This window comes from Nocardioides hungaricus (assembly GCF_054782915.1).
In genome coordinates this window covers 296,400-317,810 of the sequence record NZ_BAAGRO010000016.1, presented here as the reverse complement: position 1 = coordinate 317,810, position 21,411 = coordinate 296,400, and the positions used below count along the sequence as shown (strand labels likewise).

The 21,411-nt window shown below is 72.7% G+C and carries 26 protein-coding genes; 13 read left to right on the top strand and 13 right to left on the bottom strand.

Annotated elements, in window-relative coordinates; genetic code table 11:
• The first annotated feature begins 5 nt into the window (after window positions 1-5).
• From ACYVKX_RS06570 to ACYVKX_RS06540, 7 genes are all read left to right on the top strand, one after another.
• Window positions 6-305 (top strand): hypothetical protein, encoded by a 300-nt coding sequence (locus ACYVKX_RS06570; RefSeq protein WP_460829938.1) that lies wholly within the window; start codon window positions 6-8, stop codon window positions 303-305.
• Window positions 302-1,390, top strand: coding sequence for a hypothetical protein (locus ACYVKX_RS06565; protein ID WP_460829937.1), 1,089 nt, complete (start codon window positions 302-304; stop codon window positions 1,388-1,390). Before ACYVKX_RS06570 ends, ACYVKX_RS06565 begins: the two co-directional genes overlap by 4 nt.
• Entirely contained in the window at window positions 1,387-1,854 is a 468-nt protein-coding gene (locus tag ACYVKX_RS06560; RefSeq protein WP_460829936.1) for a DUF4919 domain-containing protein, read from the top strand. The genes ACYVKX_RS06565 and ACYVKX_RS06560 overlap by 4 nt, the downstream gene beginning before the upstream one ends.
• Complete coding sequence (locus tag ACYVKX_RS06555; protein WP_460829935.1) at window positions 1,851-2,723, top strand: WD40 repeat domain-containing protein; 873 nt, start codon at window positions 1,851-1,853, stop codon at window positions 2,721-2,723. The genes ACYVKX_RS06560 and ACYVKX_RS06555 overlap by 4 nt, the downstream gene beginning before the upstream one ends.
• 16 nt (window positions 2,724-2,739) lie before the next feature.
• A complete protein-coding gene (locus ACYVKX_RS06550) occupies window positions 2,740-2,964 on the top strand; it encodes a hypothetical protein (protein WP_460829934.1) in 225 nt (74 codons plus the stop codon).
• Window positions 2,965-3,085: 121 nt separating this feature from the next.
• Window positions 3,086-3,676, top strand: coding sequence for a GNAT family N-acetyltransferase (locus ACYVKX_RS06545; RefSeq protein WP_460829933.1), 591 nt, complete (start codon window positions 3,086-3,088; stop codon window positions 3,674-3,676).
• 10 nt (window positions 3,677-3,686) lie between these two features.
• Window positions 3,687-4,085 (top strand): low affinity iron permease family protein, encoded by a 399-nt coding sequence (locus ACYVKX_RS06540; protein ID WP_460829932.1) that lies wholly within the window; start codon window positions 3,687-3,689, stop codon window positions 4,083-4,085.
• Window positions 4,086-4,111: 26 nt separating this feature from the next.
• Here ACYVKX_RS06540 and ACYVKX_RS06535 read toward each other — a convergent pair whose 3' ends face one another.
• Window positions 4,112-4,747: a GNAT family N-acetyltransferase gene (locus ACYVKX_RS06535; RefSeq protein WP_460829931.1), complete on the bottom strand. Its 636-nt coding sequence runs from the start codon at window positions 4,745-4,747 to the stop codon at window positions 4,112-4,114.
• Between the two features lie 22 nt (window positions 4,748-4,769).
• On the opposite strand from ACYVKX_RS06535, the gene ACYVKX_RS06530 reads away from it, so the two are divergent.
• Genes ACYVKX_RS06530 through ACYVKX_RS06520 form a run of 3 tightly spaced genes read left to right on the top strand, consistent with a single transcriptional unit; the run spans window position 4,770 to window position 7,328 of the window.
• The gene (locus tag ACYVKX_RS06530) at window positions 4,770-5,405 is read left to right on the top strand and encodes an MBL fold metallo-hydrolase (protein ID WP_460829930.1); all 636 of its coding nucleotides are present in this window, start codon (window positions 4,770-4,772) and stop codon (window positions 5,403-5,405) included.
• Window positions 5,402-6,487, top strand: a complete 1,086-nt coding sequence (locus ACYVKX_RS06525; RefSeq protein ID WP_460829929.1) for a heparan-alpha-glucosaminide N-acetyltransferase domain-containing protein — start codon at window positions 5,402-5,404, stop codon at window positions 6,485-6,487. Before ACYVKX_RS06530 ends, ACYVKX_RS06525 begins: the two co-directional genes overlap by 4 nt.
• Window positions 6,488-6,497: 10 nt before the next feature.
• A complete protein-coding gene (locus tag ACYVKX_RS06520) occupies window positions 6,498-7,328 on the top strand; it encodes a sulfotransferase domain-containing protein (protein ID WP_460829928.1) in 831 nt (276 codons plus the stop codon).
• Window positions 7,329-7,759: 431 nt separating this feature from the next.
• On the opposite strand, the gene ACYVKX_RS06515 is transcribed toward ACYVKX_RS06520, so the two are convergent.
• The 3 genes from ACYVKX_RS06515 to dnaB form a co-directional block, all read right to left on the bottom strand.
• Window positions 7,760-7,993, bottom strand: a complete 234-nt coding sequence (locus ACYVKX_RS06515; protein ID WP_460829927.1) for a ribbon-helix-helix protein, CopG family — start codon at window positions 7,991-7,993, stop codon at window positions 7,760-7,762.
• Window positions 7,994-8,058: 65 nt separating this feature from the next.
• Complete coding sequence (locus ACYVKX_RS06510) at window positions 8,059-8,403, bottom strand: VOC family protein (protein ID WP_460829926.1); 345 nt, start codon at window positions 8,401-8,403, stop codon at window positions 8,059-8,061.
• Between the two features lie 112 nt (window positions 8,404-8,515).
• Window positions 8,516-9,820, bottom strand: a complete 1,305-nt coding sequence (dnaB, locus tag ACYVKX_RS06505; protein WP_460830117.1) for a replicative DNA helicase — start codon at window positions 9,818-9,820, stop codon at window positions 8,516-8,518.
• Window positions 9,821-10,420: 600 nt separating this feature from the next.
• Between dnaB and ACYVKX_RS06500 the strand changes: the two genes are divergently transcribed.
• Window positions 10,421-11,788: an MATE family efflux transporter gene (locus tag ACYVKX_RS06500; protein WP_460830114.1), complete on the top strand. Its 1,368-nt coding sequence runs from the start codon at window positions 10,421-10,423 to the stop codon at window positions 11,786-11,788.
• Between the two features lie 36 nt (window positions 11,789-11,824).
• Here ACYVKX_RS06500 and rplI read toward each other — a convergent pair whose 3' ends face one another.
• The 4 genes from rplI to rpsF form a co-directional block, all read right to left on the bottom strand.
• Window positions 11,825-12,271: a 50S ribosomal protein L9 gene (rplI, locus tag ACYVKX_RS06495; protein WP_460829925.1), complete on the bottom strand. Its 447-nt coding sequence runs from the start codon at window positions 12,269-12,271 to the stop codon at window positions 11,825-11,827.
• Between the two features lie 14 nt (window positions 12,272-12,285).
• A complete protein-coding gene (gene rpsR, locus ACYVKX_RS06490; protein WP_011758085.1) occupies window positions 12,286-12,522 on the bottom strand; it encodes a 30S ribosomal protein S18 in 237 nt (78 codons plus the stop codon).
• 173 nt (window positions 12,523-12,695) lie between these two features.
• Window positions 12,696-13,253, bottom strand: coding sequence for a single-stranded DNA-binding protein (locus ACYVKX_RS06485; protein WP_460829924.1), 558 nt, complete (start codon window positions 13,251-13,253; stop codon window positions 12,696-12,698).
• 114 nt (window positions 13,254-13,367) lie between these two features.
• The gene (gene rpsF / locus ACYVKX_RS06480; protein ID WP_460829923.1) at window positions 13,368-13,658 is read right to left on the bottom strand and encodes a 30S ribosomal protein S6; all 291 of its coding nucleotides are present in this window, start codon (window positions 13,656-13,658) and stop codon (window positions 13,368-13,370) included.
• A 184-nt stretch (window positions 13,659-13,842) separates the two neighbouring features.
• Here rpsF and ACYVKX_RS06475 point away from each other — a divergent pair, with 184 nt between their 5' ends.
• Window positions 13,843-14,811 (top strand): threonine dehydratase, encoded by a 969-nt coding sequence (locus ACYVKX_RS06475; RefSeq protein ID WP_460829922.1) that lies wholly within the window; start codon window positions 13,843-13,845, stop codon window positions 14,809-14,811.
• A complete protein-coding gene (locus ACYVKX_RS06470) occupies window positions 14,808-15,605 on the top strand; it encodes a deoxyribonuclease IV (protein ID WP_460829921.1) in 798 nt (265 codons plus the stop codon). The genes ACYVKX_RS06475 and ACYVKX_RS06470 overlap by 4 nt, the downstream gene beginning before the upstream one ends.
• A 121-nt stretch (window positions 15,606-15,726) precedes the next feature.
• On the opposite strand, the gene ACYVKX_RS06465 is transcribed toward ACYVKX_RS06470, so the two are convergent.
• From ACYVKX_RS06465 to ACYVKX_RS06445, 5 genes are all read right to left on the bottom strand, one after another.
• Window positions 15,727-16,020 carry a hypothetical protein gene (locus tag ACYVKX_RS06465; protein WP_460829920.1) on the bottom strand — a complete coding sequence of 98 codons (294 nt, stop codon included), beginning with the start codon at window positions 16,018-16,020 and terminating at the stop codon, window positions 15,727-15,729.
• A 39-nt stretch (window positions 16,021-16,059) separates the two neighbouring features.
• The gene (locus tag ACYVKX_RS06460) at window positions 16,060-18,519 is read right to left on the bottom strand and encodes a CHAT domain-containing protein (RefSeq protein WP_460829919.1); all 2,460 of its coding nucleotides are present in this window, start codon (window positions 18,517-18,519) and stop codon (window positions 16,060-16,062) included.
• Window positions 18,520-18,522: 3 nt separating this feature from the next.
• Window positions 18,523-20,121, bottom strand: coding sequence for a S8/S53 family peptidase (locus tag ACYVKX_RS06455; RefSeq protein ID WP_460829918.1), 1,599 nt, complete (start codon window positions 20,119-20,121; stop codon window positions 18,523-18,525).
• Between the two features lie 14 nt (window positions 20,122-20,135).
• Window positions 20,136-20,597, bottom strand: coding sequence for a hypothetical protein (locus ACYVKX_RS06450; protein ID WP_460829917.1), 462 nt, complete (start codon window positions 20,595-20,597; stop codon window positions 20,136-20,138).
• Window positions 20,598-20,735: 138 nt separating this feature from the next.
• Window positions 20,736-21,311, bottom strand: coding sequence for an RNA polymerase sigma factor (locus ACYVKX_RS06445; protein ID WP_460829916.1), 576 nt, complete (start codon window positions 21,309-21,311; stop codon window positions 20,736-20,738).
• Window positions 21,312-21,411 lie beyond the last annotated feature (100 nt).

Genomic DNA, 21,411 nt, shown 5'->3' with positions numbered 1-21,411 from the left:
CCCGCATGTCGGAGCTCGCGCTCGTCCCGGGAGACATGCGGTCGGCGGCGGCCACCGTCGAGTCCGCGGCCGGTCGCGCCCGCGGCGCCGACGGGTCCGATGCCCTGTCGACGCTGGCCGGCGCCCTGCCCGGCAGCACCACCGCCGAGACCGTGCCCGACCTCGGCGACGCCTGGGAGACCGGCGTCAACGGGTGGGCCGACGAGGTCGCCGCCTTCTCGGCCTCGGTCGAGCAGCTGAACGACGACGCCGGCTCCACCGACGACAGCGCCGCGGGCCGGCTCCTCGGCGGTGGCCCGCGATGATCGCGTACGGCGACCTCCGCTCCTGGCGCGCCGAGGCCGTCGGCCGGGCCGGCGAGCAGCTGCGCGCCGACCTGCATCGGCTCGAGCTCACCGCCGACGCCGTCCGCGGCCAGGCGGTGCCGGGCTCGTGGTGGGGCCTCGCCGCGATGTTCGCCCGCGCTCGGCAGCAGCGCCTGGTGAGCACCATGGACGCCCATGTCGAGGGGGCCCGCGCATACGTCACCGCGATCTTCAACGCCGAGGGCACGGTCTCCGCGATCGAGACGCTGGTGCAGGAGATCGACGGCGACGCCGCCGCCCAGCAGTTCTCCGTCGGCGCCGACGGCACGGTCACCGACACCGCCGGTCGCAGGGAGTTCGAGAGCCAGCGCGCGGCCGACGCCTACACCGCCCAGCGGACGGCGGCCCGCGACGCCCTCGTCGACCGGGTGACGTCGGTGCTCGAGACGGCCGACGAGGTCGACAGCGCGCTCGAGGATGCCCGCCCCGACGACGCCTTCGCCGACGGCGGGCCGCAGGGCGTCGCCGACCCGCGGGTCGCCCGCGACTGGGCCGCGATGTCGACCGACGAGCGCCGCGCCGTACTCGAGGACATGGCCGAGGACCTCGCGGACGAGTACGGCCTCGACGACTTCACCGTGAACATCGAGGACCTCGAGGACCAGGACGGCGACGGCGTCGACGACGATCCCAGCCTCGACCTGCACGGCTACTGGTCGGAGAGCGACAGGGGCCTCTACCTGGACTCCAACGAGCTCGACGACCCGAGCCTGATCAACACGATGGCCCACGAGGTGCGCCACGCCGCCCAGAACGAGCTCGCCCGCGACGCCGATCCGGGCTGGCTCGACCAGCGGCTGATCGACCTCGGCGTCAAGGACGACCCGTGGGACCCGCCGGCGGGCGTCACCCGCGAGGAGGCGCGGGAGTGGGGCGACAACTTCGACGACTACCAGGTCGCGGAGGACGACTTCGACGCGTACTACAACCAGCCGGTCGAGGTGGACGCGCGCGACTCGGGCGAGGAGTACCTCGACGATCTCGACGCCGGCGACCTCGCCGAGCACCGGAGGGAGGCGGGATGACCGACGAGCTCGCCCGGCTCCGGGAGGCGGTGCGGTCGGCGCGGAACTACGCGCCCGACCTCGACGTCGAACGAGACGTGCACCCCCTGCTGGCCCGTGGCGCCCACGCCGAGGTGGTCGCGCTCGTCAGCGGCCTGATGCCCGGCGCCTACCTCAGTCCGTCCGCGCACACCATCCTCGCGGCCGCCCACGAGGCCCTCGGCGCGGCCGACCTCGCCCGGCGCGAGCAGCGGGTCGCCCGGATGGCGCTGGCCTCGATCCTCGACTCCGGCGACGGCACCGCCGAGCGGCCGTGGCGGGTGCTGCGCGTGAGCGACGAGTACGACGTGCTCCGGTCGCAGGGCCGGCGCTCGGTGGAGCAGCGGTTCCTCACGCGCGACGGGATCGACCTCGACCGCCATCGCTGCGCGGACGGCAGCGAGGCGTGGTTCGACGTGTCCCTGCTGGGGATCCGGACGGCATGAGCCGCCGGGTCCTGGCCGCCGGACTCGGGTGCCTCCTCGCCCTGACCGCCTGCTCCTCGCCGGATCCCTCGTCCGGCCCGCCGGCGGGCGGCGACGTCGACCGCGTGCCCGGGCAGGTCGTCGACGCGGACTCGATCGCGGTGTCGCCCGACGGCACGTCGCTCGCCGCCGGGTGCGGTGACGAGCTCTGCGTCTGGTCCACCGCGGACGGCACCCTCTCGGCGACGTACGACGGCGGCAACGTGGTCGCCTGGGGGCCGGACCTGATCGCCACGAGCGGCTTCTCCGGCAACGCCGCGACCATCTCCCTGCTGTCGCCGGATGACGGCTCGGTCGTGCGGACGCTGGCCGGGCACGCGGTGGCCGACGCCCAGGACGCGGTCGGCGTCGGTATCACCGCGCTGGCGTTCAGCCCCGACGGCACGCTGCTCGCCAGCGCCGGCCAGGACGACACGGTCCGGCTGTGGTCGGTCGACGACGGCGAGCCGGTCGCCACGATCGAGGTCGACGGCCCGCGGGCGATCGTGTTCAGCCCCGACGGCACCCGGGTCGCGGTGAGCTCGGCGGACGGGTCGCTGGCGACCTTCGAGGTCGACTCCGGCGACCGGACCGACGACGCATTCGTCCCGGCTCGTCGGGTCGCGGGGACCTACCGCTTCGCCCTGTCGAACGGGACTCTGGCCGCCACGGTCGCCGGGTCCGACACCGTCCGCGTCGGCACGACCGAGCTGGTCGGCCACGAGGACCAGCCACGCGCCGTGGCATGGTCGCCCGACGGCGGCACCCTCTACTCGGCCAGCGCGAGCGAGGGCGTCCTCGCCTGGGACCCGGCGTCCGGCAGACTCGTCCGCGAGTTCGAGCTGCCCTGACCGGGTACGGACACGCATGGCCCGCCACAACTCCGATCTCCAGGCAGCCGTCGACGCGACCTCGGTCGCCAGGGACGCTCGCACCACGACCGACCTGTCCGGCTACCTCCGCGAGCAGCTGGCCGAGCGCGACGTCGAGACGAGCGACGACGACTGGGTCCGGCGCACGGTCGCCGCGATCGAGCAGGACCCGGACTACATGATCGAGGACGAGCCGTCCGACTTCGGCCCGGAGGAGTGACATGACGACCACGCCCGACGAACCGCTGCCCGAGCCCGAGGTCGTGCCCAGCGGCGACCCGCCCCCGATCGAGACCGACGACCCGGAGCCGGAGACCAACCCGCTGCCCTAGCGTGGGGCCATGCCCCAGGACCTGAGTTCGGTCGCCTGGCCGGTGCGCACCGGGCGGCTGGTCATCAGCCCCGCGACCCCCGACGACATCGACGCGACGTGGGCGTTCCGCCGGCTGCCGGAGGTCTGCGAGTGGGTCACCCACGACGTGCAGCCGCGCGACGAGTACGCCGCCATGTTCCTCGAGCCCGACCGGCTGACCTCGACGCTCGTGGTCGAGCACGACGGCGCGGTCGTCGGCGACCTGATGATCCGCATCGGGGACTGCTGGGCGCAGGCCGAGGTCAAGGAGCAGGCGGCCGGCACCCAGGCCGAGCTCGGCTGGACCCTCGACCCGGCGTACGGCGGTCAGGGACTCGCGACCGAGGCCGCCGCCGAGCTGGTGCGGATCTGCTTCGAGGATCTCGGCCTGCGCCGTGTCACCGCGCTCTGCTTCGCCGACAACGTCGCGTCGTGGCGGCTGATGGAGCGGCTCGGCATGCGCCGCGAGGAGCACAACGTCGCCGAGTCCCTGCACCGCACCCGCGGCTGGCTCGACGGCCTCGGCTACGCGCTGCTCGCCGACGAGTGGCGGGCCGCACGCGGGGTGAGGCCGACGTAGGGTGCCGCGCATGGAGCAGCGCAGCGACGCGGCGGAGTCCCGCGAGCAGTCCGATGGCCGCACGATCTTCGAGAAGTTCGTGGAGGCGATCTACGAGCAGGTCAGCCGGCCGCCGTTCTTCGCGATCTGCGCCGCGATCGTCGTGGCGTGGGCGGTGAGCTTCCCGCTCTGGTCGAGCTCGAAGTCCTGGCAGGTGGCGATCCACACCGTGGCCAGCGTGCTGTCGCTGCTGCTGCTCGCGCTGCTCGAGAACGCCGGGCGGCGGTCCGAGGAAGCCGCCCAGGAGAAGCTCAACGTACTGGCCGAAGCGCTCTCCGACCTGATGGCCTCACGTGCCCAGGACGATCCCGAGCTGGAGTCGTCGGTGCGCAAGCTCCGCGACGCGGTCGGGCTCGAGGCGCGGCACTGAGTACGTGTTGGGAGGAGCCCGGCCGGCTACGCGCTCCACACCATCGTCTGCTGGTGCATCGGCCTGCCGGCGTACCGCAGCCCGGGGACCGGCGGGTTGGGACCGTGCCTGGTGAAGCCCATCCGCTCGAAGTAGGCGACCCCGCGGGTGTTCTCCGCCGAGGTGTGCAGGTAGCAGCCGGGCGAGCCGGCCTCGCGCACGCGCGCGAACCAGAGCCGCATCAGCTGGTGGGCCGCCCCGGTGCCGCGCGCGACCGGCTCGACGTCGACGTGCAGGTGCGAGGGCCAGCGCGGGTCGCTCAGCTCCCCGGCCGTCTCGTCCCACCGGCGCGCATCTCGCCGCGCGCGCAGGAAGAACCGCAGCGGCCCCGGACGCCAGTAGAGGTGGTGGTCGCGGATCGCCTGCCGCGTCCGCTCGTCCTCGCCCGGGAACGCCGCGTCGTCCACGCAGCCGACGAGGTAGCCGGCGGGTCGGCCGTCGGCGGTGACGACGAACGCCGAGACGGGCTCGAGGTCGAGGTACGGCGTCAGGTAGACGTCGGCGAGCGAGCGCGCGTGTCCCCACGCCTCGCCGCCGGGGGCTCCGGAGCCCGCGAGGCCGAAGCCCGCGACCAGCGCCTCGCGGTCGGCCGGCTCGTAGGAGCGGACCGCGATCTCTGCCACCGCGCCAGCCTAGGGTGGAGAGGTGCGCATCGAGGACGTGCGGCGGATCCCGCTCGGCACCTTCACCCGGCCGGCCGAGGAGACCGGCGGCTCGCCCCGCGGCGAGGTCGTCAACGGCTACCTGGTCCGCCACGACGCCGGGCTCGTCCTGCTCGACACCGGCATGGGCCGCGGCGACGACGAGACCGAGGCGTGGTACCGCCCGCGCCGCATCGACCTCCGCGACGCGCTCGCGACTGCCGGCGTACGCCTCGACGAGCTGGCGCTGGTCGCCAACTGCCACCTGCACTTCGACCACTGCGGCGGCAACCCGTTGCTCGGTACGACGCCCGTCCTCTGCCAGCGCGACGAGCTCGCCACCGCGCGGGCGGGTGACTACACGTTCGAGCACCTCCTCGACGGCGTGCGCTACGAGCTGCTCGACGGCGAGGCCGAGCCGCTGCCCGGCCTGCACGTGATCCCGACGCCCGGCCACGTCGCCGGCCACCAGTCGCTGGTGGTCGAGTGCGCCGAAGGCTCGGTCGTGCTCGCCGGCCAGGCCCACGAGCACGCGTCCGACTGGTCCGCCGACGACCCCACGGGCTGGCTGAGCCGGCTGCTGTCCTTCGACCCGAAGCGCGTGGTGTTCGCCCACGACGACGAGGAGTGGCGACCGTGACCCCGGTCCGGCCCGACCGCCTGGTCGGGCTGGACGTCGCGCGCTGCCTGGCCCTGCTCGGCATGATCGCCACCCACCTCCTCGACGAGCGGACGCCCGCGGGCGAGCTGGCCTTCTCCCAGTGGCTGGCCGGCGGCCGGTCCTCGGCGCTGTTCGCGGTCCTCGCCGGGGTGACGCTGGCACTGACCACGCGCACCCATCGCGGACCGCGCGACCTCGCCGCGATCGCCGTACGCGCGCTGCTGATCGCGGCGATCGGCCTGGGGCTCGGCGGCATCGGCAGCGGGCTCGCGATCATCCTCACCTACTACGGCGTGCTGTTCCTGCTCGGTCTGCCGTTCGTGTTCCTGCGTGCCCGCACGCTCGCGATCCTCTGCGCGTGCTGGGTCCTCGCCGCGCCGGCGCTGTCGCACGTCGTGCGCCCGTACCTGCCCGAGCGCGGCTTCGCCAGCCCGACCTTCGGCCAGCTCGCGGACCCGGGGCAGCTGCTGAGCGAGCTGCTGTTCACCGGCTACTACCCGGCGTTCCCGTGGCTGGCCTACCTCCTCGCCGGACTCGCCCTCGGCCGGGCGAACCTGCGCGACCCACACCTGCTCGGCATCCTCACGGTCGGCGGGCTCGGCGTCGCGATCGTCACGACCCAGGTGTCCCGCGCCCTCGTCGACCCGGCGCTCGCCGCGCAGAACGCGGCCGGGATGAACGGCACCACGCCGCCCGACGGCGACTGGTCGTGGCTGCTGCTGGTCGCGCCGCACAGCGCGACGCCGTTCGACCTCGCACAGACCATCGGCAGCGCACTGGTCGTGATCGGCGGCTGCCTGCTGCTCGAGCGGGCGCTGCCGCGGCCCGGCGTCGTCGGGCTCCGGATCGTCTTCGGCGCCGGCGCGATGACGCTCACGCTCTACTCGCTCCACGCCGTCCTACGTACGCCGGGCGTCTGGCCACCCGACGACCCCGGCTCCTACCCCCTCCACATCGGCGTGCTGCTGGCGATCGGCGCGCTCTACGCCGCCCTGGGGCAGCGCGGTCCGCTCGAGACGGTCGTCGGCCTGCCGGTGCGGCTGGCCCGCAGGGATCGCTAGGCTCGCGCGCATGCCGGCGCCGACGTTCCTCTGCATCGGCGCCCAGAAGTGCGGCACCACCTGGCTCGCGTCCGCCGTCGCGCAGCACCCCGAGGTCGGCACCGGGCGGAGGAAGGAGCTGCACTTCTTCGACCAGCGCGACGCCTACGCCCGCGGGCTCGGCTGGTACGAGTCGCAGTTCCGTACGACGCCCGCGACCCGTGCGGTCGGCGAGTTCACCCCGAACTACTGGCGCACGGTCGGCACCCCGGCCGACTCGGTCTTCCTCGGCTCCGCCGACCGGGTCGCGGACGCCTACCCCGACCTGCGGCTGATCGTCTGCCTGCGCGACCCGGTCGACCGCGCGGTCTCGGCGTACTTCCACAACATCAAGGCCGGCCGCCTCTCCCCCGAGATCCCGCTCCTCGACGCGGTCCGCGAGCGTCCGGGCCTGCGCGACTTCGGCAACTACGGCAGCCAGCTCGACGCGTGGCTCACCCGCTTCCCGATCGACCGCTACCTGTTCCTCCTCTACGAGGAGGACATCCGGCCCGACACCGCCAAGCCGGCCGCCCTGCGCCGCACCTTCGAGCACGTCGGGGTCGACCCGTCCTTCGAGCCGGTGGACATCTCCGAGCGGCGCAACGTCCGGCTCAGCGACTTCGAGATGCGCCGGCGCCACGCCTCGCCGATGGGGCGGTGGCTGATGTCGCGCCTGCCCGAGCGGATGCGCGCGTCGCCGCGGTGGGAGATCACCGTCCCCGACGCCGACCGGGCCGCGCTCGCCGCCGACTTCGCCCCCGAGGTCGCCCGCCTCGAGGAGATCCTCGGCCGGCCGATGCCCTGGGCCCAGCACACCTGACGTATCTGTCCCGATTCCGCCGGGCCTCAGGCCGACATCTGTGTCAGGTGCGTATGTCGAGATGCACGGAAGATTGACGGACCTCCCGTGGGGAACTTTGACGAACGCACTCTGATCTGGTCGGCCCGTCAAAGTACGACCGCACGGGTCGTGGCAGCGTCGTCGCCCGTCACTCGGGGGATCACACACCCGGTCAGGGCAGCAGGTCCCAGTACTGCTTCCGTGCGGGCATCGCGTGGATCACGAGCTCATCACCGGACTCGAAGACCAGCACGACGGTCTCGAGGAGTCGTGCTCGCGTGTCGAGCCGAGTCGCAGCTCCCGCCGAGGCCAGTCGTCGTCTTCGAGTGGTTCGACCCACTGAGACCAGTCGGCTGCGTGGATCGCATCCTCTGGGAGCACCCCGTGCTTGAGGGCACTGGGATGGACCCTCACGCAGCAAACCCGGCCAGCGCTCGACGGATCGCCTCCGAGCGGGAGATGTTCTCCCGCTCGGCCACCGCGTCGACGGCCGCCAACTCTTCGGCAGTGAGGCGCACCGCCACGACCTGCATCGGCTCCGCACCGCGTCCGGGTCGCCCGCGGCCGCGGCTCCTCAACTCGTCCACGTCGTAGCCAGCCTCGGCCTCATCGGCCCACCGCTGGATCTGTTCCTCCGACATCATGAACAAATCGTATAACGAAAATGGCTCACGCGATGGGGTCGCCGCGGGCGGACGCAGCCGATGCGTCAGGCGTGGGACCCGACATTGACGACGCGCCCGGACGAGTCCCGATAGAAGAAGCGACGGACACCCCACTCCTCGAGAGTGAGTGGATGCACGATCTCGACGTCTAGGGCGACCGCGGCGTCGTACGCCGCCTGCACGTCGCCGACGAAGACGGAGACATCCGGGTTGACCGGCGCGGTGGCGTCTGCCGTCATCAGGCTCAACTGGTGGCCCGCGTCGTCGGCGAGGGTCACGATCCAGCCGTGGTCCATCACCACCTTCAGGCCGAGGACCTCGGTGTGCTCACGGACCGCCATCGGCAGATCAGCGACGGTCAGGTCGGGCACGATCCGGTCGATGCGCATCAAGCAAGTCGACCACATGTCGCGAACCGAACCGCGCTCAGGCGACTTCGCGCGAGTTGTTCGACAACACGTAGGCAAAGTCAGAGTTCGCTGCATCTCGACAGCGTGGCCGTCAGTGCGCCATGTCGACGAAGCGCGAGTAGTGGCCCTGGAAGGCCACGGTGATGTCGCGGGTGGGGCCGTTGCGGTGCTTGGCGACGATCAGGTCGGCCTCGCCGGGGCGGGTCGACTCCTTCTCGTAGACGTCGTCGCGGTGGAGCAGGATCACCATGTCGGCGTCCTGCTCCAGGGAGCCGCTCTCGCGCAGGTCGGCCATCATCGGGCGCTTGTCGCCGCGCTGCTCGGGGCCGCGGTTGAGCTGCGAGAGGGCGATGATCGGGACCTCCAGCTCCTTGGCCAGCAGCTTGATCTGGCGCGAGAACTCCGAGACCTCGAGCTGGCGGGACTCGACCTTCTTGCCCGACGTCATCAGCTGCATGTAGTCGATCACGATCAGCCGGAGGTCGTGCTTCTGCTTGAGCCGGCGCGCCTTGGCCCGGATCTCCATCATCGTCATGTTCGGCGAGTCGTCGATGAACATCGGCGCCGAGCTGACCTCGCCCATCTTGCGGGCCAGCTTGGCCCAGTCCTCGTCGCTCATGTTGCCGTTGCGGATGTGGTTGAGCGGCACCTTCGCCTCGGCCGAGAGCAGGCGCATGGTGATCTCGGACCGGGTCATCTCCAGGCTGAAGAACACCGACGACAGGTTGTTCTGGATCGACGCCGCCCGGCAGAGGTCGAGCGCGATCGTCGACTTCCCCATCGCGGGCCGGGCCGCGACGATGATCATCTGGCCGGCGTGCAGGCCGTTGGTGAGGTCGTCGAGGTCGGCGAAGCCGGTGGGGACGCCGTACAGCCCGGCCTCGCGGTTGGAGATCGCCTCGATCTCGTCGAGGACGCCGTCCATGATGTCGCTCAGCGGGGCGTAGTCCTCCGACGAGCGCTTGTCGGTGACCTTGTAGACCTCAGCCTGCGCCTCGTCGACGATGTCGTCGACCTGGCCCTCGCCGGCGTACCCGATCTGCACGATCCTGGTGCCGGCGTCGACCAGCCGCCGCAGGATCGCCTTCTCGCGGACGATCTCGGCGTAGTAGCCCGCGTTCGCCGCGATCGGCACGTTGGCCGAGAGCGTGTGGAGGTACGGCGCCCCGCCGATGCGCTGCAGCTCGCCGCGTCGCTGGAGTTCGGCGGCGACGGTCACCATGTCGACCGGCTCGCCGCGGCCGTAGAGGTCGAGGACCGCGTCGTAGATCGTCTCGTGCGCGGGCCGGTAGAAGTCGAGGCCGCGGATCGTCTCGGTGACGTCGGCGATCGCGTCCTTGGAGATCAGCATCGAGCCGAGCACGGACTGCTCGGCGGCCATGTCCTGCGGGGGCATCCGATCGCCGGGGGTGGCCGGCCGCTCACCGGGCGCGTAGGAGACCGGGCCGTCGCCCCAGTCGTCGAAGGACGGCTCGGGGATCCCGCGCGCGTCCTGGTCGGTGACGCTCACCTGCGGCCCTCCTCCGATCGCACCCGTTCGACCCCTCTGCCGATCCCACCACCGGAGGCTAGGGACGACCACCGACAGCGCCCGGCCATGCCCCGGCAATGCCCGACGACCGGGGGGACGTTACGTGGTCCGGACGGGGCAGCGACAGCCCCGTATCCACACCCTGCGCACGACCTTGGGGATAACCGGCGGAGGTTCGTGGAGGACACGCCGGGAGATGTGCACAGCTTGGGGAGCGGCCTGTGGACAGGTGGCCGTTCATGACGCCGACCAAGCCTCTGACCTGCGAGAATGCTCGCCCACAGGTGTGGATCGGAAATTCTCCGGCAGGAAATCCCGTTCAACCGACGGCCACCTCCCGGCCATCTGGCGGTTTGTCGACATAGCGTGGGCGGAGCGGATTTGCCCGGACTTGTCCACAGACGTCGAGGTCTAGTCATGTAGGGAACAGAGCGAGCTTGTGCCCATTACGGTGACTAGGTGCGCATCGTGAGGGACGCCCGGGACCGGGAGATCCTCCGGCTCGCCGTCCCGGCGTTCCTCGCGCTGGTCTCTGAGCCGCTGTTCCTCCTCGCGGACGCCGCCATCGTCGGCCACCTCGGCACCGCGCCGCTGGCGGGGCTCGGCATCGCCGCCGCCGTGCTCCAGACCGTGGTCGGGGTGTGCATCTTCCTGGCCTACGGCACCACCGGCAGCGTGGCCCGCCGGCTCGGCGCCGGCGACCTGCGCGGCGCCGTCGCCCAGGGCGTCGACGGCCTCTGGCTCGCGGTCGGCATCGGCACGGTCGTCACCGTCGCCGGCATCCTCCTCACCGGGCCACTCGTGCGCCTCTTCGGAGCGTCGGAGGCGGTGAGCGGCCCGGCGGCGACGTACCTGCGGATCGCGTTCCTCGGCCTAGTCCCGCTGCTGCTCATGCTCGCGGCGACCGGCGTGCTCCGCGGCCTCCAGGACACCCGCACCCCGCTGGTCGTCGCGGTGGCCGGCAACGCGCTCAACGTGGCCCTCAACCTGCTGCTCGTCTACCCGGCCGGCCTGGGCATCGCCGGCTCCGCGATCGGCTCGGTCCTCGCGCAGGTCGCGATGGCCGCGGCGTTCGTCGCCGTCGTGGTCCGGGCCGCCCGCCGCCACGGCGCCTCGCTGCGCCCCGACCTGCCCGGCATCCGCGCCGCCGCCCGCGCCGGCGTCCCGCTCGTCGTCCGCACGCTCACCCTGCGGGCCGCGTTCCTCGTCACGACGTACGCCGTGACGCTGGCTGCCGTGGGCGCGCGCGACCAGGAGGTGGACCTGGCGACGCACCAGCTGGCGCTGACGCTGTGGGGCTTCCTGGCGTTCGTGCTCGATGCGATCGCGATCGCCGCCCAGGCGATCACGGGTCGCGCGCTCGGGGCCGGCGACGTGGCCGGTACCCGTGAGCTCACCCGCCGGATGATCCGGTGGGGCGCGGTGAGCGGGGTCGCCACCGGCCTGCTGCTCGCCGCGCTCAGCCCGGTGCTCGGGCGGCTGTTCACCGCCGACGCGGCCGTGCAGGACCTGCTGGTGCCGGTGCTGCTCGTCGCCGCGCTCGGCCAGCCCGTGGCGGGCGTGGTGTTCGTGCTCGACGGCGTGCTCATCGGCGCCGGCGACGGTCGGTACCTGGCCCGCGCGGGCCTGCTCACCCTGGTCGTCTACGCGCCGGTCGCCCTCGCCGGCGCGGCGACGGAGGCCGGGCTGGTCGCGATCTGGGTGGCGTTCACGGTCGTGTTCATGGGCGCCCGGCTCGTCGTCCTCCTCCACCGCGCCCGCGGCGACGCCTGGCTGGTCACCGGCATCTCGTCGGGTCGGGAGGCCGGACGGTCGTCGGCCCGCCCGAGATGATCGGGCGGGCCGACGACCTCAGCCGCTGCGCTCGGGTCAAGCAGGGATGACGTTGAGGGCCACCGTGGCGGACACCTCGTCGTGCAGCTTGACCGACACCTCGTGGGAGCCGAGGGACTTGATCGGGTTGGCGACCACGATCGTGCGCTTGTCGACCTGCTCGCCGGAGGCGTCCGCGAGGGCGCCCGCGATCTCGGCCACGGTGACCGCGCCGAACAGGCGCCCGCCGGAGCCGGCGCGCACCTTCACGCTGACCGGTTGGGCCTCGAGCTTGGCCCTGATCTGCGCCGCGTGGTCGAGATCGCGGACCGCGCGCGAGGCGCGGGCGGACTTGATCGACTCGACGGTCTTCTCCGCACCGCGGGTCCAGCGCAGCGCGAGGCCGCGCGGGACGAGGTAGTTGCGGCCGTAGCCGTCCTTCACCTCGACGACGTCGCCGGGGGCACCGAGGCCGGTGACCTCCTGGGTCAAGATGAGCTTCATCTTCTCGGCTCCTCTCAGCGACCGGTGGAGGTGTAGGGCAGCAGGGCCACCTCGCGGGCGTTCTTCACGGCGATCGCCACGTCGCGCTGGTGCTGGACGCAGTTGCCGGTCACCCGACGGGCGCGGATCTTGCCGCGGTCGGAGATGAACTTGCGGAGCAGGGCGGTGTCCTTGTAGTCGACACCGGTCGCCTTCTCCTTGCAGAACTGGCAAACCTTCTTCTTCGGCTTGCGAATCACTGCCTTGGCCATTGTGGTGCTTCCTCTCTAGAAGCCCGGCCCAGACTGGTTACTGGCCCGGAATGGTGGGGGGTGTTCGGATGGATGGGGTGTGGTTTCGAGCGGTTGCCAGCGCAACCTCCTCAACCACCGTCTGTGGATCGGAGCCGATCGAGCCCCGGCCTCGCAAGCGAGGCGACGGACGCTCAGAACGGCGGCTCGTCGCTGCCCACGCCGGGCGCACCCCACGGGTCGTTGCCCGCCGGCGCCGGGCCGCCACCGGACGGCTGGCCGCCGCCCTGCTGGCCACCCTGCTGGGGAGCCGGGGTCGCCCACGGGTCGTTGCCACCGGACTGCGGACGGGACTGGCCGCCACCGCCGCCGTACCCGCCGCCCGAGCGGGAGGCCCGGGTGACCTTGGCGGTGGCGAACGCGAGCGCGGGGCCGACCTCGTCGACCTCGAGCTCCACGACGGTGCGCTTCTCGCCCTCGCGGGTCTCATAGGAGCGCTGCTTGAGGCGGCCCTGCACGATCACGCGCATGCCGCGCTGCAGGGACTCGGCGACGTTCTCCGCGGCCTGGCGCCACACCGAGCAGGAGAGGAACAGCGCGTCGCCGTCCTTCCACTCGTTGGTCTGGCGGTCGAAGGTGCGCGGCGTCGACGCGACCCGGAAGTTCGCCACGGCCGCACCCGACGGGGTGAAGCGCAGCTCCGGGTCGTCGACGAGGTTGCCGACCACCGTGATGACGGTTTCGCCTGCCATGAAGAGCTCCCTAAACGTTGGTTGAGGATCAGAGTCGTCCGACCAAGTCCGCCCATCGTTGCGCGTCGCACCGACAGGCGGAAGTGGCCATCCACAGGTTCGGCGTCCCGAGGCTCAGTGAGCGTCGGGGCGGATGACCTTGGTGCGCAGGATCGACTCGTTGAGGGTGAGCTGGCGGTCGAACTCCTTGACCGTGGCCGGCTCGGCCTGCAGCGAGATGACGGCGTAGATGCCCTCGGCGTTCTTCTTGACCTCGTAGGCCAGCCGACGGCGACCCCACACGTCGACGGACTCGACGCTGCCGCCGTCCTTGCGGATGACGTTGAGGTACTTGTCGAGCGACGGCTCGATGGTCCGCTCTTCGAGGCTCGGGTCGAGGATGACCATCACTTCGTAGGCACGCACAGCGGTCTCCACCTCCTGTGGACTCAGGCGGCCACGGACTCTCCGTGGCAGGAGGGACATGCGTTGTCCGTACGGCGAGCCGCACGGGTCCTCCGCGGGCTCCCGTCGGTGGGAGCTGGACACAGAGAACGGCCTCAGGCTAGCAGCGGACGCGGACGACCACCGAATCGCTAGCGTGACCCCTGTGGACAGCGCAGATCTCGACGCCGCCCGGGAGCGGGTACGCCGCCACGTCCCGGCGACGCCGGCGCGGCGCTGGCCGCTGTTGGAACGGTTCACCGGCACCGAGACCTGGGTCAAGCACGAGAACCACAACCCGACCGGCGCCTTCAAGGTCCGCGGCGGCGTGAACCTCGCGGCCCGGACCGTCGAGACCGGCGGCGCGACCGGCCTGATCTCGGCCAGCCGTGGCAACCACAGCCAGAGCCTCGCCTACGCCGGTGCCGCGTTCGGGCTGCCGGTGACGATCGTCGTCCCCGAGGGCAACTCGCCGGACAAGAACGCCGCGACCGAGGCGTACGGCGCCGAGCTGGTCGTCCACGGCCGCGACTTCCAGGAGTCGCTCGAGCACGCCCACGTGCTGGCCGAGGAGCGGGGCCTGACGCCGGTGCCGCCGTTCCACCCCTGGCTGGTCGAGGGCGTGGCGACGTACGCCGCCGAGCTGCACGAGGACGTGCCCGGCCTCGACGTCGTCTACGTGCCGGTGGGGATGGGCAGCGGCGCGTGCGCGAACATCGCGGTCCGCGACCTGCTCGGCCTGGCCACCGAGGTGGTGGGCGTGGTGGCGGCGAACGCGCCGGCGTACGCGGTCTCCTTCGCGGCCGGCGAGCCGGTGGCGACGCCGACCGCCGACACGTTCGTCGACGGGGTCGCCTGCCGGACGCCGGACCCGGAGGCGGTGCGGCGGCTCGTCGCCGGCGCCGCACGGATCGTGCGGGTCAGCGAGGAGCAGGCCGAGGAGGCGATGGCGCTGACCTACCGGAGCACCCACAACCTGCCCGAGCCCGCCGGGTCGCTGGCCCTCGCCGGGCTGCTCGCCGAGCGCGACCGCGTCGCCGGTCGCCGGGTCGCCGTGGTGCAGACCGGCGGCAACGCGGACTTCGACGTGCTGGCGCGGGCGCTGTCCGCGGACCGCTCTACGGTGGAGCCATGACCCCGATCGCCATCGGCGCCCACGTCGAGCAGACCGACCCGATCGCCGAGGCGCAGGCGCGCGGGATGCCGCACGTGCAGTTCTTCCTCGGCGACCCGCAGGGCTACCGGGGCCCCGAGTTCCGGTACGCCGGCGGCGCGGACGGCCTGCGCGCGGATGCCGAGGCCGCTGGCGTCGGGCTCTACGTGCACGCGCCGTACATCGTGAACGTCGCGACCACGAACAACCGGATCCGCATCCCGAGCCGCAAGCTGCTCCAGCAGCACGTCGACGCCGCAGCGTCGATCGGCGCGCGCGGCCTGATCGTGCACGGCGGCCACGTCAACAAGGACGACGACCCCTCCGTGGGCTTCGACAACTGGCGCAAGGCGATCGAGGCGGTCGACCTCGAGCTGCCGCTGCTGATCGAGAACACCGCCGGCGGCGACAACGCGATGACTCGCTACCTCGACCGGATCGGCCGGGTGTGGGACGCGATCTCCTCGACCGAGCAGTTCGACCTGGTCGGCTTCTGCCTCGACACCTGCCACGCCCACGCCGGCGGCAACGCCCTGGAGACCGTGGTCGACGACGTCCGCGCGATCACCGGCCGGATCGACCTGGTGCACTGCAACGACAGCCGCGACGCCTTCGACTCCGGCGCCGACCGGCACGCCAACCTCGGGGCCGGCCGGGTCGACCCGGACCTGCTGGCGTCCGTCGTACGCGATGCCGGCGCGCCGGTCGTGCTCGAGACGCCGGGCGGGGCGGATGAGCACACCGCCGACGCCGCCTGGCTGTCCGAGCGGCTGTAGCTCAGGCGGGGCAATCGCTCCTCGCCGGTTCACCACGGTATGTAGGGGAACCTGCACATCCCTCGACGTGCCCACCGTGAGAAGTGCCGGTTCGACTGCATCCCATGGTGAACCTGAGCAGTCAGCCGACCAGCACCATCAGGTCGCGCACCTCGTCCGGCCCGGGCCGGTCGACCCGGCGCCGCACCAGCCGCAGCGGGTGCGGGCCGTCCTGGTCGCCGCGGAAGACCAGGAAGTGGAAGTCGTGGTCGCCCTCCGCCAGCGGGAGCAGGTGCGCCGGCCGGTCCTCGACCCGCCAGCGGCTCAGGCCGAGCCCGCGGCGGCGGAACCGGACCTCGAGGCGGGTGCCCGCGGGCACCCGCACGATCTCGCCGGGCCGGGGATCGCGCAGGATCCGATGGGTGGTGGTCGCCATGCCTCCCAGGAGCCCCGGCCGGCCGGCCCTGATACCGGGTCAACCGAAGCAGACCAGGGGCACCGGGGCGGTGTCGGCCGAGACCGCCGGCACCGCCGCGGCCAGCGCGGTCGCGGGGTCCACCCCGGCCGCGAGCTGCCCGTGGACGGCGACGAGGACGTCGTACGCCGCCTGGTCGTTGACCGCGGCCGGCGACGCGATCACGCACCGGGCGCCGGCGTACAGCCACGCGGTCGTCATCCCGATCAGCTCGTCGCCCCACCGGACCGTCGAGCGCCCGACCTCGCACGCCGAGAGGATCACGACGTCCGGCACCTGCCGGAGCCGGTCGACGTCGTAGCCGAACCACGGTCCGTCGGCGAGCTGGAGGCCGGAGAACATCGCGTTCTCGGAGGCGTGCCGGCCGTGCGCGGCCACGTGGAGGACGTCGACCGACGACGCGAGGTCCGACACGGCGGCAGCCATCGCATCCGCGCCGGTGAGCACGCGGGCGCCCGTCCACTCCTTGGCCGCCGCCGTCACCTCGTCCTCGGCACGCGCGACGCGCGGCCCGGCGACGAGGCCGGCCGACGACAACCGCAGCGGCGGCGTACGCCGGGCGAGCCAGCTCGTCGCGGACTGTGCCACCGTGAGCGGGCGGCCGGTGAACCCGGGCAGCAGCGTCCAGGGCACACCGGCCAGCACCCCGGACGGCGTGAGGACGACCCGCCGGTCACCGACCGCATCGAGCACCGGCGCGACGAGCACCTCAGCGATCGCGGCGAGCCGGTCGGCGAGCTCCTGCCGCACGAACCCCGCCATCGCACCGGGCAGCTCCGAGGCGGCCATGTCGAGGTCGGGCAGCAGACCACCGAGCAGGGCATCGACGGACGCCCGCGAACCCAGGTCGGTCCACGTGACATCAGCCGTGGTCACGACGAGCGCGACCAGACGATCGGCAGCGACGACGTACGCCGCCAGCGCACAGCCCTCGTCGAGGGCGCTCCGCAAGTCGCCGAGCGTCACCGGGTCGGCGACCTCGCCGGAGCCCCGGTGCTGCCACGCGCGCTCGCGCACCCGCCGCCGCAGCTCGGCCTCGCGGTCGGCGTCGCGGCGCCGCCCGCCACCGGCCGCCATCTCGCGCAGCTCGGTGAGGTCGGCGACGATCTGCTCGTCCTCCGGCGCCCGCACCGGCTGCACCCGGCTGGCCAGCATCCGCGCCCGCTCCGACCACTCGAACAGCACCTCCGGTCGCCCCGACTCGACGGCCAGCCCCAGACCGCGGGCGGCGAGCCGGACGCCCTGGCCGGCCACGCCGGTCTGGAGGTCGAGCGACCCGAAGGACGACTGCCAGGAGTGCAGGTCGGAGAGGCCGGCCCGCAGGTGGCGGAGCGCCCGCCCGCGCTGTCCACCGGCAGCCGCCAGCTCCGCCCGGACGTCGCGGTCGAGCAGCCGTACGGCGATCGGCGCACTCCCCATCGCACGCAGCGCCGGCAGGCCGGCGCGAGCCTCGTCGACGCGTCCGAGTCGCACGCGCGTCCGCGCGACATCGAGCCGTGCACGTGCGGCCTCCCACCGCAGCCCCTGCCGCTCCAGCACGCCGGCCAGCTCGAGCCCACGGTCGGGCAGCGCCCCGCGCGCGCTCCCGCCCTCGACCTCGACCTCGGCAGCGAGCAGCGTGGCCTCGGCCCGCGCCTCCCACGCGGTCGCGCCGGTACGCCGGAACCGGGTGAGCGCGGCCCGGGCCGCCGCCCGGGCCGCACGCGCGTCACGGTCGACGAGGCTGCGCGCCAGCGCGAGCTCCGCCTCGCCGCGACGCTGGTGCAGGCGGCGGCGCGCGTACGCCGTCGCGGCCGCTGCGAGCGCGACGCTCCCCTCCTCGACCAGGCCGGCGGCCATGAGCACCTCGGCCCGGTCCTGGTCCGCCATGGCGGTCATCACCGGGCCCTCGGCCTCGAATGCCGGGTACGCCTCGCCCAGGTCGCGGAGCGCGGCGACCAGGTCACCGGCCAGGAAGTGGGCGTAGCCGAGGTTGTGCCCGGCCTTGGCCTCGCCGTACTCGTCGCCGACGCGGCGATAGCGCCGGCCCGCCTGGCCGAACTCGCTCGTCGCGGCCGCCAGCTGATTGCGCTGGAGGTACACGTTGCCGCGGTTGAGATGGATCCGCGCCACGACCGCGTCGTCCTCGACCAGCTCGATGGCGAGCCCGAAGTGCTGCATCGCCTCGGCCGTCTCGCCGCGGAGCATGCCGAGCAGGCCGAGCTGCGAGTGCAGCACGCCGCGCGTGTTCCCCACGATCAGCTCGTTGGCGAGCACGTCGCGGCACAGCGACATCGCTGCGTCGTGCTGGCCCGTCTCCGAGAGCACGTACGCGAGACTCGCTGCGATCCGGGCGTCGAGATCAGGGTCGAGCGCCGCCGCCGACTCCCGAGCACGCTCGAAGAACCGTCTCGCCTCGTGGTGCCTGCCTCGATTCTGCGCGCGGACACCGCGTTCGTGGAGTTCGAGCGCCGAGGTCACCCCTCATGATCGGGCCAAACCGGTCGTCGATGTCACTGCTTCCCACACCGCGTCGACCGCTGCCACCGGATCTCGCACCTCGTCGACGGGCTCCAGCGTGCCCACGAGTGCCTGGGCCAGGCTTCCCGCGAGGATCGGCGCGCTGAACGACGTACCGCTCCAGACCGCGAAGCCTCCGGTGAAGTCGTCCGGGTCGATCGCCTCCCGCGTCCTGTCGAACGCGCGCAGCCGCGCCACCGGCTCGTAGCCGCCGCGGAAGGCCGGCATCGTGCTCATCACCGACGCACCCGGGATGTACACGCGCACCCACGGGCCGGCGTTGCTGAACATCGCGTCGGTGCCGTTGGGGTTCGTCGCCCCGACCGACAGGATCGGTGCGATCCCGGGGTCGAAGGGGACCGGACCACCGTCGTCCTCCCACCGGCCGAAGGCCGCCGGGAACGCCGGCCGGCTGGTCGCGTCGTTGCCGGCGGATGCCACGATCACGACGCCGTTGCGCGCGAGCTCCTCGAGGATCGCGTACATCGTGGGATCGAAGAGCTCGTCCTCCGGCGTCTCGTGGTAGTAGCCCATCGACAGGCTGAGCACGTCGATCGGGCGCCCTCCGGACTCGCCGGCCCGGTACCGTCGTGTGAGCTCCGCGATCTGGGCGAGCGAGGCGACCAGATCCGACTCGACGATCGGACCATCCGACGGCACGACGCGCCACGACAGGATGTCGGCGTCCGGGCACCGCTGGCGGATCAGGCCGGCGATGAAGGTCCCGTGGCCCGAGATCGGGTCGATCGAACCGTCGAGCGGACCCGACTGGTCGCCGTCCTGCTCGGGTGAGACGGACATGGCTTCGGTGTAGCCGATCGGTACGCCGTCGAGGGCGACCGAGGTGTCCACGAACCCGTCGAGCCACGAGTGCTGGCCGCACCCGGTGTCGAGGACGGCGACGACCGGCCGCCGACCCTCGATCCTGGCGTCACGGCGACGCCGAGGGGCTGCGCCGACGTAGGCCACCGGCTGCCGCCCTCCGGAGCCGATCTGGAGATAGCTCCCCACGGCCCGCGACGCACGGGCATCGGCAGCGGGGCTGGAGTCGTGCATCGGGCTGGAGTCATGCATCGGGCTCGAGTCATGCATCGGGCTCGAGTCATGCATCGGACTGGAGTCGATGGCCGGGATGAGGAGATGGTCGAGGCTGACCCCCTTGACCGCTCCGACGCCGAACTGTGCTCGCGTCTGCTGAAGGAGAGTCCAGGCATCCGGCGCGATCGTGGCTCGGTTCGAGGCGACGACCAGCCGCAGCGGCCGGTACCCGAACTTCAGGTTGACGGTGCGTCGGTCCTCGTCCTCGAGCACGACGTCCCAGCCCAGGGGCCCGGCGACGGCGCGGAGCACCCGGACGGCACCGTCGACGTCGACGGCCTTCGACACGAGCAGCCGCGGGCCGACGTACGCCGTCGGCCGCGGGACCACGCCGTCGACCATGAGGGCGGTCGCCGGGTCGAGCAGGCGGCCCTGGGCGGCGGCGATCGCGGCCGGCCGGGGCGGCAGCGGGTCGCGATCGAGCGGCCGGCGTGGTCGGGGCTTCTTCTCGGGCTGCTGCTCCATGAGGGTCGGGCTCCTCAGATCTCGAAGGCCGGCGTCGCGAACGCCGGGCGGGTGGTGTCGTGGGGTTCGAGCTGCAGCCGCAGCAGCCCGAGCGGCAGGTCGGTGAGCTCGAAGCGACCCGACTCGGTGACGACCGCGGCGTGCGCGGCCGGCTCCTCGCCGGGCAGGGCGCGGATCGTCATCGGCTCCGGCGGCACCACCCAGCCGTCGACCCGGGAGCGGGCGCCGTCCACGGCCACCCGCAGGAGGAGGTCGGTGTCGCCGTGCACGAAGCGGAGCGTGTACGACGAGGAGCCGCGTGCGCCGGCCAGCTCGGTGGCCCGCTCGACCAACTCCATCAGCTCGACGTCGAGGTCGGAGGCGGCGATCGCCGCGGCGGCCTGCATCGCCGGCACCAGGTGCGCGGGGACCGGGTCGTGCCGCTCCCAGACGTCGCGCACGACCGCGAGGAGTGCCTCCCTGCTCAGCTCGCTCATCGGGGTCCCCTCGGAGTTGTCGGACGGAGGAGCGCAGCGGGGGAGTTCGAGAACTCCGTGGGGTGGTTCATCGGGGTCCCCTCGGAGTTGTCGGACGGAGGAGCGCAGCGGGGGAGTTCGAGAACTCCGTGGGGTGGTTCATCGGAAGTCTCCCGTCTGCATCAGGGCCACCCGGAGCTTCGCCAGGCACCGGCCGCGGGTGGGGCCGATGCTGCCGACCGGCATCCCGAGGTCGGTCGCCAGCTCACGGTAGTCCGGCCGGTTCTCGAAGGCGACGATCCGCAGCAGCCGGCGGCACCGCTCGGGCAGGCCGTCGACGGCCGCCCAGATCCGGTCGCCCTCGTCGCGCTGGACCGCCTGGTCCTCGGCGGAGCGCTGCGCCGGGATCCGCGGCTCGAGGTCCTCGTCGGCCACCGGCAGCGTCCGGTGGTCGCCCTGGGCGACCCGCCACGCCTCGCGCCGGGCCGTCGTCGTGAGCCAGCCGCCGATCGCGGTGGCGTCGAGGATCGCCGTCCGGCGGCGTACCAGCGCCAGCCAGGTCGTCTGGACGACGTCCTCGGCCGTGCTCTCGGGGAGCCGGTAGGAGCGCACCACATGCCACAGCACGGGCGTCATCACGGCGACCAGGTCGTCCAGTCCCGCGGGATCCCCGGCGACCCAGCGGTTGAAGCCGTCGGTCGCCTGTGCCCACACCTCGTCCGTGCGCGTGCTCACTGGCCGTACCACTCCCCGATGTCGGTGGCTCTGTCTCTCGATCAGGATCACGCCTCCGAGGAGGTTCTGGCGAGCGTCCTGATACCCGGTCACCCGCAAT

What these genes read in the sequence shown, in the direction of transcription:
- ACYVKX_RS06515 (WP_460829927.1), bottom strand. Translation starts at nt 7,993, where the DNA reads ATGATGTCGGAGGAACAGATCCAGCGGTGGGCCGATGAGGCCGAGGCT.
- ACYVKX_RS06550 (WP_460829934.1), top strand. Translation starts at nt 2,740, where the DNA reads ATGGCCCGCCACAACTCCGATCTCCAGGCAGCCGTCGACGCGACCTCG.
- ACYVKX_RS06540 (WP_460829932.1), top strand. Translation starts at nt 3,687, where the DNA reads ATGGAGCAGCGCAGCGACGCGGCGGAGTCCCGCGAGCAGTCCGATGGC.
- ACYVKX_RS06545 (WP_460829933.1), top strand. Translation starts at nt 3,086, where the DNA reads ATGCCCCAGGACCTGAGTTCGGTCGCCTGGCCGGTGCGCACCGGGCGG.
- ACYVKX_RS06510 (WP_460829926.1), bottom strand. Translation starts at nt 8,403, where the DNA reads ATGCGCATCGACCGGATCGTGCCCGACCTGACCGTCGCTGATCTGCCG.
- ACYVKX_RS06570 (WP_460829938.1), top strand. Translation starts at nt 6, where the DNA reads ATGTCGGAGCTCGCGCTCGTCCCGGGAGACATGCGGTCGGCGGCGGCC.
- ACYVKX_RS06450 (WP_460829917.1), bottom strand. Translation starts at nt 20,597, where the DNA reads ATGAGCGAGCTGAGCAGGGAGGCACTCCTCGCGGTCGTGCGCGACGTC.
- ACYVKX_RS06455 (WP_460829918.1), bottom strand. Translation starts at nt 20,121, where the DNA reads ATGGAGCAGCAGCCCGAGAAGAAGCCCCGACCACGCCGGCCGCTCGAT.
- ACYVKX_RS06560 (WP_460829936.1), top strand. Translation starts at nt 1,387, where the DNA reads ATGACCGACGAGCTCGCCCGGCTCCGGGAGGCGGTGCGGTCGGCGCGG.
- ACYVKX_RS06565 (WP_460829937.1), top strand. Translation starts at nt 302, where the DNA reads ATGATCGCGTACGGCGACCTCCGCTCCTGGCGCGCCGAGGCCGTCGGC.
- ACYVKX_RS06520 (WP_460829928.1), top strand. Translation starts at nt 6,498, where the DNA reads ATGCCGGCGCCGACGTTCCTCTGCATCGGCGCCCAGAAGTGCGGCACC.
- ACYVKX_RS06465 (WP_460829920.1), bottom strand. Translation starts at nt 16,020, where the DNA reads ATGGCGACCACCACCCATCGGATCCTGCGCGATCCCCGGCCCGGCGAG.
- ACYVKX_RS06485 (WP_460829924.1), bottom strand. Translation starts at nt 13,253, where the DNA reads ATGGCAGGCGAAACCGTCATCACGGTGGTCGGCAACCTCGTCGACGAC.
- dnaB (WP_460830117.1), bottom strand. Translation starts at nt 9,820, where the DNA reads ATGCCCCCGCAGGACATGGCCGCCGAGCAGTCCGTGCTCGGCTCGATG.
- rplI (WP_460829925.1), bottom strand. Translation starts at nt 12,271, where the DNA reads ATGAAGCTCATCTTGACCCAGGAGGTCACCGGCCTCGGTGCCCCCGGC.
- ACYVKX_RS06555 (WP_460829935.1), top strand. Translation starts at nt 1,851, where the DNA reads ATGAGCCGCCGGGTCCTGGCCGCCGGACTCGGGTGCCTCCTCGCCCTG.
- ACYVKX_RS06470 (WP_460829921.1), top strand. Translation starts at nt 14,808, where the DNA reads ATGACCCCGATCGCCATCGGCGCCCACGTCGAGCAGACCGACCCGATC.
- rpsR (WP_011758085.1), bottom strand. Translation starts at nt 12,522, where the DNA reads ATGGCCAAGGCAGTGATTCGCAAGCCGAAGAAGAAGGTTTGCCAGTTC.